This window comes from Streptomyces sp. NPDC014734, from assembly GCF_043083325.1.
Taxonomy (GTDB): domain Bacteria; phylum Actinomycetota; class Actinomycetes; order Streptomycetales; family Streptomycetaceae; genus Streptomyces.
Genome location: NZ_JBIBYN010000024.1, coordinates 91,926 through 104,650 on the forward strand (window position 1 = coordinate 91,926; position 12,725 = coordinate 104,650).

Annotated in this window: 11 protein-coding genes and 1 pseudogene; 8 read left to right on the forward strand and 4 right to left on the reverse strand. The window is 71.4% G+C overall.

Annotated features, from left to right (window positions below):
* The first annotated feature begins 107 nt into the window (after positions 1-107).
* The 4 genes from ACF1CT_RS30450 to ACF1CT_RS30465 all read left to right on the forward strand — a co-directional run bounded on the left by ACF1CT_RS30450 (position 108) and on the right by ACF1CT_RS30465 (position 5,260).
* Complete coding sequence (locus ACF1CT_RS30450; protein ID WP_391787198.1) at positions 108-1,238, forward strand: LLM class flavin-dependent oxidoreductase; 1,131 nt, start codon at positions 108-110, stop codon at positions 1,236-1,238.
* 380 nt (positions 1,239-1,618) lie between these two features.
* On the forward strand, positions 1,619-3,358 hold the full coding sequence (locus tag ACF1CT_RS30455; RefSeq protein WP_391787199.1) for an amidohydrolase family protein: 1,740 nt from the start codon (positions 1,619-1,621) through the stop codon (positions 3,356-3,358).
* Positions 3,355-4,836 (forward strand): aldehyde dehydrogenase family protein, encoded by a 1,482-nt coding sequence (locus tag ACF1CT_RS30460; protein WP_391787200.1) that lies wholly within the window; start codon positions 3,355-3,357, stop codon positions 4,834-4,836. The genes ACF1CT_RS30455 and ACF1CT_RS30460 overlap by 4 nt, the downstream gene beginning before the upstream one ends.
* Positions 4,837-5,098: 262 nt before the next feature.
* Positions 5,099-5,260: a hypothetical protein gene (locus ACF1CT_RS30465; RefSeq protein ID WP_391787243.1), complete on the forward strand. Its 162-nt coding sequence runs from the start codon at positions 5,099-5,101 to the stop codon at positions 5,258-5,260.
* Between the two features lie 96 nt (positions 5,261-5,356).
* Here the strand turns inward: ACF1CT_RS30465 and tnpA are convergent, their stop codons facing one another.
* Entirely contained in the window at positions 5,357-5,785 is a 429-nt protein-coding gene (gene tnpA, locus ACF1CT_RS30470; RefSeq protein ID WP_391787201.1) for an IS200/IS605 family transposase, read from the reverse strand.
* Between the two features lie 23 nt (positions 5,786-5,808).
* Here tnpA and ACF1CT_RS30475 point away from each other — a divergent pair, with 23 nt between their 5' ends.
* Both ACF1CT_RS30475 and ACF1CT_RS30480 read left to right on the forward strand, forming a co-directional pair.
* Positions 5,809-7,089, forward strand: coding sequence for an RNA-guided endonuclease InsQ/TnpB family protein (locus ACF1CT_RS30475; RefSeq protein ID WP_391787202.1), 1,281 nt, complete (start codon positions 5,809-5,811; stop codon positions 7,087-7,089).
* A 38-nt stretch (positions 7,090-7,127) separates the two neighbouring features.
* A pseudogene (locus tag ACF1CT_RS30480) lies at positions 7,128-7,451 on the forward strand (amino acid transporter); the annotation flags it as partial.
* A 59-nt stretch (positions 7,452-7,510) separates the two neighbouring features.
* Here the strand turns inward: ACF1CT_RS30480 and ACF1CT_RS30485 are convergent.
* The gene (locus ACF1CT_RS30485; protein ID WP_391787203.1) at positions 7,511-8,263 is read right to left on the reverse strand and encodes an endonuclease; all 753 of its coding nucleotides are present in this window, start codon (positions 8,261-8,263) and stop codon (positions 7,511-7,513) included.
* Positions 8,260-8,949, reverse strand: coding sequence for a DNA polymerase ligase N-terminal domain-containing protein (locus ACF1CT_RS30490; RefSeq protein ID WP_391787204.1), 690 nt, complete (start codon positions 8,947-8,949; stop codon positions 8,260-8,262). The genes ACF1CT_RS30485 and ACF1CT_RS30490 overlap by 4 nt, the downstream gene beginning before the upstream one ends.
* A 149-nt stretch (positions 8,950-9,098) precedes the next feature.
* Between ACF1CT_RS30490 and ACF1CT_RS30495 the strand changes: the two genes are divergently transcribed.
* Both ACF1CT_RS30495 and ACF1CT_RS30500 read left to right on the forward strand, forming a co-directional pair.
* Positions 9,099-9,635: a hypothetical protein gene (locus ACF1CT_RS30495; RefSeq protein WP_391787205.1), complete on the forward strand. Its 537-nt coding sequence runs from the start codon at positions 9,099-9,101 to the stop codon at positions 9,633-9,635.
* A gap of 165 nt (positions 9,636-9,800) precedes the next feature.
* Positions 9,801-10,646, forward strand: a complete 846-nt coding sequence (locus ACF1CT_RS30500; RefSeq protein WP_391787206.1) for an LLM class F420-dependent oxidoreductase — start codon at positions 9,801-9,803, stop codon at positions 10,644-10,646.
* 98 nt (positions 10,647-10,744) lie between these two features.
* Here the strand turns inward: ACF1CT_RS30500 and ACF1CT_RS30505 are convergent, their stop codons facing one another.
* The gene (locus tag ACF1CT_RS30505) at positions 10,745-12,337 is read right to left on the reverse strand and encodes a PucR family transcriptional regulator (protein ID WP_391787207.1); all 1,593 of its coding nucleotides are present in this window, start codon (positions 12,335-12,337) and stop codon (positions 10,745-10,747) included.
* Positions 12,338-12,725: the final 388 nt, after the last annotated feature.

A 12,725-nucleotide genomic window follows, 5' to 3' on the forward strand; every position in this document is an offset into this window, starting at 1 on the left:
CGGCTCGTCAGGTATTGACGGGTGCGGGTGGCGATGGAACAGTCGGACGCATCACGATCTGACGGTGCGTCAGAAATAGTCAGGGCGATTGAGGACGGTGAACCCCCTTGGAATTCGGGCTCTTTGTACAGGGGTACGTGCCCGCCGCACGGGCCAGGGTCGACCCCGAGGCAGAGCACAAGGCACTGATCGAGGAGACCGAGTACGTCATCCAGGCGGACAAGTCCGGCTTCAAGTACGCCTGGGCCTCCGAGCACCACTTCCTGGAGGAGTACTCGCACCTCTCGGCCAACGACGTGTACCTGGGCTATCTGGCGCACGCGACCGACCGCATCCACCTCGGATCCGGCATCTTCAACCCGCTCGCCCCGGTCAACCACCCGGTCAAGGTGGCCGAGAAGGTCGCCATGCTCGACCACCTGTCGGAAGGGCGCTTCGAGTTCGGCTCGGGGCGCGGGGCCGGCAGCCACGAGATCCTCGGCTTCATGCCGGGCATCACCGACATGAACCACACCAAGGAACTCTGGGAGGAGACCATCGCCGAGTTCCCCAAGATGTGGCTCCAGGACGAGTACGCCGGATTCCAGGGCAAGCACTGGTCGCTGCCGCCGCGCAAGATCCTGCCCAAGCCGTACGGGGGGTCGCATCCGGCGATGTGGTACGCGGCCGGCTCGCCGTCCTCGTACGCCATGGCGGGGAGCAAGGGGCTCGGAGTCCTGGGGTTCAGCGTGCAGAAGGTCTCCGACATGGAGTGGGTCGTCGAGTCCTACAAGACCGCCGTCAAGGACGCCGAACCCGTCGGGGACTTCGTCAACGACAACGTCATGGTCACCTCCACCGCCATCTGTGCCGAGACACACGCCAAGGCCGTCGAGATCGCGGTGGGCGGCGGGCTCAACTACCTCCAGTCGCTGCTGTTCCGCTACCACGACACCTTCCCCCGGCCGGAGGGCATCCCCGAGTGGCCCGAGCTGCTGCCGGAGTACACCGAGGAGATCATCGAGCTGCTGATCGCCGAGGAACTGATGATCTGCGGCGACCCGGACGAGGTGCTGCGCCAGTGCAGGCGCTGGGAGCAGGCGGGGGCCGACCAACTGAGCTTCGGGCTGCCGATCGGGATCAGCCGCGAGGACACGCTGAACTCGATCAAGCTGATCGGCGAGCACGTGATCCCGGAGATCGACACCGACCCGGTGCACCGGACCTCGCGGTTCCGGGCGGCGGCGGGACGCAAGTGAGCCCGTCGGACAGCCGGACAGGCGATCAGGCTCCACCCGGGCCGGCCCGCCGGATGCCCGGCATCCCCCGGGATCCGTCCGGCGGGTGACCGGAGGATCGGCGTCCTTCGGGGCCCGTCCGGTGTGCGGAGCCCCGCTCACGACGGCGGCGTCTTCCCGGACCGCCGCTCCGTGCGGCCGGGGCGCGTACCGCGGCCGTACGCACCCCGGCCGTACGCACCCCGGCCGTACACATCCCGGTCGTACACATCGCGGTCGGGCAGGTCCGGCCGTACGCACGCCGGCCGCACCTGCCGGGACAACCTCGCACCGGCGCGCCGCATCCACCGGCTGCCCGGTTTCGGCGCACGGATTCGACGCACGGAAGGGAACCCCCCGTCATGCTCGACCACCTCATCCGCGGAGCGACCGTCGTGGACGGTACCGGCGGCCCCTCGTACCGCGCCGACGTCGGCATCCGGGACGGCCGCATCGCCGTCGTCGCCGAACCGGGCACCCTCACCGAGGAGGCCGTCACCAGCGAGGACGCCACCGGGCTCGTCCTCGCCCCCGGCTTCGTCGACCCGCACACCCACTACGACGCCCAGCTCTTCTGGGACCCGTACGCCACCCCGTCCATGAACCACGGGGTCACCACCGTCGCCGGGGGGAACTGCGGATTCACCCTCGCCCCGCTCCACCCGGACCGCCCCGAGGACGCCGACTACACCCGCCGCATGATGGCGCGGGTGGAGGGAATGGCGCTCAAGGCGCTGGAGGAGGGCGTCGACTGGAGCTGGTCCAGCTTCCGCGAGTACCTGGACGCCCTCGAAGGGCGGATCGCCGTCAACGCCGGATTCATGGTCGGCCACTGCGCCCTGCGCAGGCACGTCATGGGCGCCGACGCGATCGGCGGGCAGCCCACCCCCGCACAGCTCCACGCCATGCTCGCGCTGTTCCACGACGCCATGGACGCCGGGGCCTGGGGACTGTCCACCACCCAGTCCGCCACCCACTCCGACGGCGACGGACAGCCGGTCGCCTCCCGGCACGCGCTGCCCGAGGAACTCCTCGCCCTGGCCCGCGCCGTCGGCGAGCACGAGGGCACCCAGCTCGAAGCGATCGTCGCGGGCTGTCTCGACCAGTTCTCCGACGAGGAGATCGACCTCCTCGTCGACATGACCGCCACCGCCGGACGCCCGCTGAACTGGAACGTGCTCACCATCGACGCCGCCGTCCCGGAACGCGTGCCGCGCCAGCTGATACCCAGCGAACGGGCCCGCCGGGCCGGGGGCCGGATCGTCGCCCTCACCATGCCGATCCTCACCCCGATGAACATGTCGCTCGGCACCTTCTGCGCCCTCAACCTCATCCCCGGCTGGGGCGAGATCCTCTCCCTCCCCGTCCCGGAACGGATCGCCCGGCTCCGCGACCCCGCCACCCGGGCCGAGATGCTGCGCCGCGCCGACAGCAAGGAGGCCGGTGTCTTCCGGCGCCTCGCCGACTTCGGCCGGTACGTCATCGGTGACACCTACAGCGACGCGAACGAGGGACTGACCGGCCGGGTCGTCGGTGACATCGCCGCCGAACGCGGCCAGGACGCCTTCCACTGCCTCGTCGAGATCTGCGCCGACGACGAACTGCGCACCGTGCTGTGGCCGATGCCCACCGACAACGACCCCGCGTCCTGGGAGCTGCGTCGGCAGACCTGGGGGCACGAGGACGTCATGCTCGGCGGCTCCGACGCCGGCGCCCACCTGGACCGCATGTGCGGCGCCCCGTACACCACCCGCTTCCTCGGCGACTGCCTGCGCAGGCGCAGACTCCTCCCCCTGGAACAGGCCGTCAAGATGCTCACCGACGACCCCGCCCGGCTGTTCGGGCTCCGCGACCGGGGCAGGATCGAGGAGGGCTTCCACGCCGACCTCGTCCTTTTCGACCCCGAACGCGTCGACGCCGGCCCCGCCACCCTGGTGCACGACCTCCCGGGCGACAGCCCCCGCCTCGACTCCAAGGCGATCGGCATCGTGTCGGTCCGGGTCAACGGGGTCGAGACGCTGCGCGACGACAAGGTGACCGGCGCGGTCCCCGGCACGGTGCTCCGTTCCGGCCGCGACACCCGGACGGTGAGCACCGCATGAGCGACGGGCAGCGGCCAGGCGACGGGCGTCGGCGTCTCTTCGTCGGCGGGCGGTGGACCGAACCCGAACTCGGCCACTACGAGGTGATCAACCCGGCCACCGAGGAGGTCGTGGGCCTCGCCCCGGAGGCGAGCCGCGAACAGGTGCACGCGGCGGCCGCGGCAGCCCGTGAGGCGCTGGACGGCTGGTCGCGCACCCGCCCGGAGGACCGGGCCGCGATCCTGGACCGGGCCGCCGACCTGATGCTGCGGGACCTGCGCGGCCATGCCGTGCTCGCGCAGGCGGAGAGCGGCGCCACCACGGGAACCGCCCGGGGCATGCAGGTCGCCGTCGGCGCCGCCCGCTTCCGGCGGTACGCCAGGGGCGCCCTGGAACCTGTCGAGGAGCCGATCGCGCCGCAGATCAACGAGGCGGGCCCGATGGGACGGGCGGGGGTCTTCGGGGCGCTCGCGGTACGTCAGCCGGTGGGCGTCGTCGCGTGCATCACCTCGTACAACAACCCCTGGGCCAACCCGGCCGGCAAGATCGCCCCCGCGCTCGCCATGGGCAACACGGTGGTGGTGAAGCCCGCGCCACAGGATCCGCTGTCCGTCTACCGGATGGCCGAGGTGCTGGAAGCGGCAGGGGTTCCGGCGGGCGTCGTCAACGTCGTCACCGGGTCGGGGCCCGAGGCGGGTGAGGCCGCCGTCGACGCCCCGGACGTCGACATGGTCAGCTTCACCGGCTCCACCGCCGTCGGACAACGCATCGGCGAGGTCTGCGGACGGGCCATGAAGCGGCAGTTGATGGAGCTGGGCGGAAAGGGAGCCGCCGTGGTCCTCGACGACGCCGACCTCGACTCCGCGGCGGCGGGCATCGGCACCACGTTCTCCTTCTACAGCGGCCAGATCTGCACGGCCCCGACCCGCGTGCTCGTCCAACGCGGCGTCCACGACGCCCTGATCGAGAAGCTCACCGCGTACACGGGACTGCTGAGGGTGGGCGACCCGACGGTACGGGGGACGGTCGTCGGTCCGGTCATCTCCGCCGCCCACCGCGACCGCGTCGAGTCGTACGTCGAACTCGGCAGGAAGGAGGGCGCCCGGGTCGTGACCGGCGGCGAACGCCCGGCCGGACTCGACAGGGGCTTCTACGTCGCCCCCACCCTCCTCGCCGACTGCACCAACGACATGCGCGTCGTCCGCGAGGAGATCTTCGGCCCGGTCGTCGTGGTCGTCCCCTTCGACGACGAGGAGGAGGGCATCGCCCTCGCCAACGACAGCGACTACGGGCTGATCGACTACGTCTGGTCCTCGGACGTGGCGCGGGCCTTCCGGATCGCCCGGCGGCTGCGCGCCGGTGGGGTCGGGGTGAACACGGTGGGACGCAACATGGAGGCCCCGTTCGGAGGGTTCAAGAGGAGCGGGGTGGGCCGTGACGTCGGCTCCTACGCCCTGCACGCGTACAGCGAGCTCCAGGCGATCGTCTGGCCCGGCTGAACTTCCCGCGCACCGACAGGGACTTGGCGGGTGGGTGTCCGCTCAGCGGACACCCACGGGAAATTTTGAATCCACACAAAACGGACAGGGCTGCGATTCCAGCACGGCGCTGCGGTGGAAGGTGACCTCGCATCGGAAGGTGTGATGGGTTTCGGGCCTTTGATTTGCTTCAACTTCCTGTGTCTGTAGCCAAATATTCAAGGGTGAGACATTGGAGTCTCATAGTCCGGATGTGGATATCGCAGCGCATAACGTCCCTTCCATGACACAGCTGGACGTGCGGCCGCGGGCCGGAGACACGGCACGGGGCGCCGCCGCCCCGGCCGACGGCGGTGTGCGCGGCAAGGGTCTCGGCGGCAACTCCGTCGGCCTGATGGGCAGCGCCGTCATCGGCGTCTCCACCGTCGCCCCCGTCTACCTCTGATCTTGGCCGGTGCTCCGCCCTTCAGGGGGGGGTGAAGGCCATCCTTGGGGCCGGAGGCGCGGAGCGCCGGAGGGCTCTGCATCTCCGTGGTGACGGTCAGACGGGGCGCTGCTGGTTCTCGATGTACTGCTTGACGACGGTCAGGGGTGCCCCGCCGCATGAGCCGGCGAAGTAGGAACCGGACCAGAAGTGTCCGCCCCACAGGTACCGGCGGACATGGCTGTCGTACTCCTGGCGGAGCCGCCGGGAGCTGACACCCTTGAGGGAGTTGACCAGCTTGGACAGTTGGACTTTCGGCGGATAGTGCACGAGCAGGTGCACGTGGTCCTGTTCGCCGTTGAACTGTTTCAGCTCGGCCTCGAAGTCGGCGCAGACCTCCCGCATGATCTCTTCGGTGCGGGTCAGCATGGCGTCGGTGCACGCCTTCCGTCTGTACTTGGTGACGAAAACCAAATGAACGTGCAGGTTGTAGACAACATGGCGACCAGTTCTGACATCGGGATTAGGGTTCCATCGTGGTGACATAAACCAATGCCAGGCTCTCGATTGTGAGTCAGGACACCTTGGTCAAGCGGCAGTTCGGGCACCGTGCCCGGCTTGCACTGTCGCCTGCCGGGCTGTTGAAGGCCGATGACCAGGCGCACGCGGCCCGCACCGTGTGGAACCTGCTGCATGCCTGGTGGCAGATGATGCCGAAGGAAGCGCGGACTCTCGCGAACGCGGACGCCGCGATTCGCCAGGCTCGCGAGGACATCGACTTTCTCGCCGTCCTGCCCGCGCAGGCCGCGCAAGCGGTTCTCAAGACGTACTTCCAGGCGTGGCGGAACTGCTGGGAGGGCCGCGCCGACGCCCCGAACTTCAAGGGGCGGTTCCGCACGGTGATGTCTGTGGACATCCCGCAGGGCCGGGACCTGAACATCGTTCGGGTGCACCGACGCTGGGGCATGGTCAACATTCCCAAGGTGGGCCGTGTCCGGTTCCGGTGGACCAAGGACCTGCCCGTGGGCAAGCACGCAAGCACGGAGAACCGGATCACCGGGGCCCGGCTGGTCAAAGACGCGCTTGGCTGGCACATCGCCTTCCGTGTCCAGACCCTTCAGGGCAAGCCCGAGCCCCACCAGGGGCCGGACATCGGCATCGACGTCGGCGTCACCGTGCCCATCGCCCTCTCGGACGGCGAAACGTACGAGCACGGCGAATGGCTGACCGGGAAGGAGAAGGCCAAGCTCCTGCACTTGGAGCAGCGCGCCGCGCAGCGTAAGCGGCACCGGAAGCCCGGCGAGCGCACCAGCCGCCGACTGCACCACACCTACGGCCAGATCGCAGGACTCCGCGCGAAAGCCAAGCGCCGGGCCCTGGACTGGCAGCACCGGACGACCACCGCCATCGCCCGCACATACGGCACGGTCGTGGTCGAAGCACTCATCATCACGAACATGGTCAAGTCCGCCAAGGGGACGGTCGAAGAGCCGGGGAAGAACGTTGCCCAGAAGTCTGGGCTGAACCGCTCCATCAGCGGGGAGGCATGGGGCCGCACGGTCACCATGCTGGCGTACAAGACCGCTCAGCACGGCGGCACCCTGGTCAAGGTCCCCGCCCCCGGCACCTCCCAACGCTGCTCAGCGTGCGGCTTCACCACGCCCGGCAACCGGGAGTCCCAGGCCGTGTTCGTGTGCAAGAACCCAGACTGCGGCTGGTCGGGCAACGCCGATTACAACGCAGCCCGGAACGTCTTGCACCTGTACCGGATGGGCCTCGCGCTCATCCCGGCTGCCGGGAGGGCAGTCGTCAGGCGCGCGAAGCGCGTCAAGCCCGCTACCGCAAGGTAAGCAGGAATCTCCCGGCTTCAGCCGGGAGAGCACTTCAATACGCGCTGACGGCCTTCGCCTGTGCCTGGTACTTCCGCGCCGATCTGACCCGCTCCGTCCGCGACCTCGCCTTCAAGGGGCTCTTCCCGGTGGTCGGCGGCCTCCTGCTCGGCGCGGTATTCGGCAAGACCCTGTACGACATGTGGAACCCGGCGTACGGCTCCGGTTCGTCCGTCCTCGGGGTCGGGTCGGTGTTCGTGATCGGTGTGGGGCTGCTGCTGCTCGGGGTGGTGCTGATGCTGGTGATGCAGCGCCGCAGTCCGGCGTTCTTCCGGGGCGAGGTGCTGACCAAGGAGACCCCGGCGCTGGTCGTGGAGGACTGAGGGCCGGGGCGCCAGGCCCGAGAGGCCGGTCCGGGGTTCGGCGCCGGGGGAGTCCCCCCTCACGCCGCATGTGCGACGACGTCGTCCACCACGTGCTTGTCCAGCGCGGCACGGACCAGGGCCGCGGCGAGCGCGGCGGGTCCCCGGCCGCCGTCCTGCTCGACCCGCCCCTCGCGCCCCGCGCATCTCTCGTGTTCCGCGCGCCCCTCACGTCTCTCGTGCTCTTCGTGTTCCTCGCGGGCGGTGGTCCCGGCCCCCTCCGCCAGTCGTACGAGCTTCGCCGGGGAGGCGGGCAGGCCCAGTTTCTCCGCGCCCCGGAGCGCCTTGCCGTCCACGAACGGCGCCGCCTCCGGCCACACGTCCTGGACCTCGCGCAGGAAGATGTCCGCCCCTGCCGGGCCGATGCCCGGGGTCCGGCGCAGCCCGGCCCGCAGCGCGTCCAGGTCGCCGTCGGCCTCCTCGCGCAGCCGTCGCAGATCGCCCCCGTAGTCGTCCAGCAGGAGCCGTGCGCCGTCACCGAGCTGGGTGGCGGTCCGTTCGTCGTAGCGCCGGTAGCCGCCCTCGCCCAGCGCGTCGACCCGTTCCTGCCAGCTCGCCGCCAGCATTCGGTCGGGGGAGCGCAGGCCGTGGGCGAACAGCGCACGGGCCGCCGCCACCGCCGCGGACGCCCGGATGCGGGCGCTCAACAGGTTGCTGAGGACCAGGAGTTGGTACAGCGGCTGCGGGGTGTTCCGCAGCCGGATGCCCGCCTCGTCCGCGTACGTGGTTCCGTAGCGGTCGAGGAGGGCCGTCACGGTGCCGCGCGCGGTCACGGGGCCCCGCCTCCTTCGTCGGCGGCCACCTGGGCGAGGGTCCGGCCGGTGCGGGCCGAGCGCGCCAGATACGGATCGGGCGTGTCCGGCCCGTCGTGCGTGGCCTGCCCGTCCCTCGCCTTGATCAGCAGCCACACGTCCTCACCCGGTGCGCCGCCCTCGCCGCCCTTCTTGAAACGGGTGAGGGCGAACTCGCCGTGCAGCCGGGTGCCGTCCAGCCAGAAGGTCGCGTGCCCGTCCTCCAGGGCCTGCTCGAACGGCACCGGGGCGCCCCACCTGTCGTGGCTGAGCGGGCGGTAGGTGCCCTGGTCCCAGACGATCACCGTGCCGCTCCCGCTGTCACCCTTCGCGATGACCCCCTCGAAGGTGCGGTATTCCAGCGGGTGGTCCCGGGTGGCGACGGCCAGCCGCCGTTCGCGCGGGTTCTCCGAGGGGCCGCGCGGCACCGCCCACGACTTCAGCACTCCGCCGACCTCCAGCCGGAAGTCGAAGTGTGTGCGCCGCGCCTGGTGGACCTGCACCACGAAACAGGGCGGTGCGCCCGTGTGTCCGTCGTCGCCGTGCGGCTTCGCGTCCGCCTCGGCGCGCTGCCCGTCGCGACGTTCCCGGCGGTCGTGCCGGGTCCCGTGATCGGTGCGTTCCCGGTCGCCCTGGGGTCGGTCTCCGCTTGTCCCGGTCGCATCCATCCGGACACCTCCTCCGGCAGCAGCCCCCGTCCCGCCCTGTGCCTCCCTTCCACTGTGACGCTCCCGGCCGGGAACCGCACCGCATTGCCGCACCGCCACTGCTAAATAAGGGCAGGCACACCTAAGTGACAGCCCTTATCGTCCCTTCCATGGACACCTCGGAACTGCTGGGCGTCAGTCTCGTCTCCGCCCTCGTGTCGGCGGCCCTGGTCGGTGCCGTCGTCGTCGGTGCGCTGCTCGTGGCCCGGGACGCCCTGCTCGGGGACTACCCACCGGCGATCCGGGAGCGGTACGGGCCACAGAGCGAGCGCGGCAGGCGGACGGCCGCCGCCGCCGGGCTGCTGAACCTGCTGGTCCTCGTCGCGGTCCCGGTGGGCGGTGTCCTCGCCCTGCACGCGCGGGCGGACGGCCCGCTGGGATTCTGGCCGCCCTTCGTCCTCGGCACGGTCGGCTTCCTCGCCGTCACGCTCTTCGACCTGCTGGTTCTGGACTGGTGGCTGTTCTGCCTCGTACGACCGCGCTTCATGGTGCTGCCCGGCACCGAGGGCATGCCCGAATACCGTGACTTCGCGTTCCACGTCCGCGTCCTCGTGCCCCGGCCGGTGCCGTGGCCGTTGGTGGCCATCCCCGGGTACGGGGCGGGTGTGGGAGCCGTGACCTGTCTCGTCGAGGCCCTCGCCGGCTGAGAGCCCGAGACGTCCGCGTGGACTGTCCGCACGCGGTGACGTCGCGCACTCGCGCGTGTGCTGACGCCGTGTACCCGCATGCGGTGACGCGCGCACTCGGATTCGGGCGCCGCACGCCCTACGTTGGGGCCGTCACCGTACCGACCACGACGGAGGTGTCCTCATATGCGGATCGCCATGACGATCTTCCTCACCGACGAGACCATCACGCCGCTGCGGCTCGCCCGCGAGCTGGAGCAGCGCGGATTCGCCGGGCTCTACCTGCCCGAACACACCCACATCCCGGTGAGCAGGGAAACCCCGTACCCCGCGGGCGGCGAACTCCCGCCCGAGTACGCCCGCACCCTGGATCCCTTCGTCGCCCTCGCCCAGGCCGCCGCCGTCACCGAACGCCTCGCCCTCGGCACCGGTGTCACCCTCGTCGCCCAGCACGACCCGATCGACCTGGCCAAGCGGATCGCCACCCTCGACCACCTCTCCGGCGGCCGGTTCACCCTGGGCGTCGGCTACGGCTGGAACGTCGAGGAGGCCGCCGACCACGGGGTGGACTGGTCGACCCGCCGCGCCCTCGCCCACGACCGGCTGGCCCTGATGCAGGCCCTGTGGGCGGACGAACCGACCGCCTACGAGGGGAAGTTCGCCTCGGTCCGGGCAAGTGACGCGTACCCCAAGCCGGTTCAGGCGGCTCGCGGCCCGGTGGGCGGCCCGCGCACCCTCTTCGGCGGCGCGGCGGGCCCGAAGCTCTTCGAACGGATCGCACGGCAGGCGGACGGCTGGCTGCCGATCGGCGGCCACGGGCTCACCGAGTCCCTGCCCAGGCTGCGCGCCGCCTGGGAGGCGGCAGGCCGCGACCCGAAACACCTTCAGGTCGTCCCGTACGCGGTGGTCCCGGACCCGGGAAAACTGGCGCACTACGCGGACCTGGGCATCGAGGAGACCGTGCTGCAACTGCCCCCGGCGGGGGAGGCGGAGGTGCTGCGGGCGCTGGACGCGTACGCGGAGTTCCTCTGACGCGGCGGACCCCGGGGCCGGGCTCGGGGGCAGGACGCGGGGCCGGACCCCGGGGCCGGGACGCGGCCCGGCCCGTTCCGTCGGCTCACGTCGTCGGCTCACGGCTCGTACCAGGTGAGGGCGAGCCAGAGCTGGGCGCGGGTGTCCGGGTCGGACAGGTCGGCGCCGAGGAGCCGCTGGATGCGGTTGACGCGGTGGCGGACGCTGTTGCGATGCATGTCGGTGGTTTGCGCCGTGCGGTCCCAACTTCCGTGGCAGGCGAGCCAGACGCGCAGCAGACGTACGAGTTCGGGGCCGTCCGGCACTTCGTCGAGGAGCGGGCCCAGGGCGGTGCGGGCCCAGGCGGCGGCCTGGGACTGTTCGAGGAGTTCGCCGACGCCGTGTCCCGCGGCCCGGGAGACGAGCGGTGTGCCGGACGCGACGGCGCGTTCCAGCAGGAGGCGGGCGTCCTGGCCCGCCGAGGGCAGGCGGTCGGGCGCGACGGGACGGCTCAGGGCGGTCAGCCAGCCCGATTCGGTGTGCAGCGCGGTCAGCCGGTCCGGGGAGGTGTCGGCCGGGACGATCGCGCACAACTGCCCGTCGTGGAGATCGACCAGTGGGCTTCCGAGGGCGCGGATCACGACCGTCGCGTCGTCCGGCCGCGGCGTGCCGCGGCCGGTGGGGGCCCAGATGCCGCGCAGGACGCGCACGGGTTCCGGCTCGTCGGTGTCCAGCAGGGCGCGCAGCAGCCGTTCCACCCGGGAGGGCCGGGCTTCCGGGGAGCCGGGGTCGCTCGGGGCGGGGCGCTCGCCCAGGAGGAGGCGGGTCATCAGGCTGTGCCGGGTTCCCGTGACGCGCTCCGATTCGGCAAGCAGCCCGAGCAGTCCCACGCACACGGCAGTGAGGGTGCGGTCCGGGGCGGTGAAGGGGCGTGACCTGCCGAGCAGCAGGACGTGCGGCCGGCCGTGGAGCGAGGCGATCGGATGCAGGTCGACGTGGACGCCGCCGCTGGCGTGCGTGGCGCTGCGCGGACCCGAGCCGCGCCCCAGGCGCAGGGCGAGGTCCACGAGGTCCCGGCCGGGTTCCGGGGCGCCGCCGGCCGTCCGGACCGGGTTGCCCCTGCTGTCCAGCAGGACGGCCCAGCAGTCCGCCGCGTCCGCCATCGCCGCGAGCACCGCGGGGACCGGCGGCACTCCGTGCAGGGCGGCGCGCGTGATCCGGCTCTGCGCCTCCGCCAGTCCCCGTTGCTGGTCGGCCCTGCGCCCCTCCAGGGCGTCCGCCACGGCCCGGCTCACCGCGAGGAACGGGGTGGCGCGCGGGACGGTGAGCAGCGGCAGGCCGTACCGTTCGCACGCCTCGACCAGGACGGCGGGCGCCTCGGAGTGCACCGGGGCGAGCCCGAAGCCGAGCGCGGCCACACCGGAGTCCGCCAGGGCGCGAGCGTAGGAACGCAGCAGGTCGGGGTCGTCCGGCAGGTTCAGCCCGGCGCTCAGCAGCAGTTCGCCACCGTCCAGGTACGGGGCGGGGTCGGCGAGCTCGCTGACGTGCGCCCAGCGCACCTCCCGGTCCAGCAGCTCATGTCCGGCCAGGACCTCCAGGCCGAGGCCGGGCAGCTCGGCGATCTCCCGCAACGGGACGGTGATCTCCGGCTCGGGCGCGGCGCGATGGGGGGCGACCGCGTCGGGTGCGTCGTCGCGGGCCTCGGTGCTCACAGCCGGCCTCCGGGAGCTCGGGATTTTCGGGGGCGGACCCACGGACCCGCGGCGGCTTTCCGTACCGCGGGGAGAGGGTGGGTCGTATCAACCCAAGAGTAAGGAGAAATGGGATGGAACGGCCAATGATGTTTAGCGGTACGCAACCTTATGGTGAAAGTCGGCGCCAGGAGACCTGCCCCGTTCGCCGAATCCGTGGAACCGCATCCCGGAACCCGGGCCGCGGAACCGAGACCCGCGGAACCGGGCCCGGAAACCGCGGAGCCGGAGCCCGCGGAACCCGACCCGCGGAGCCGGAGCCCGCGGAACCCGACTCGCGGAACCGCGCCCCACCCGGCAGCACCACCGTCCGGAACCCCGGCAGCATCACCGTCCGGAAGAAAAGAGC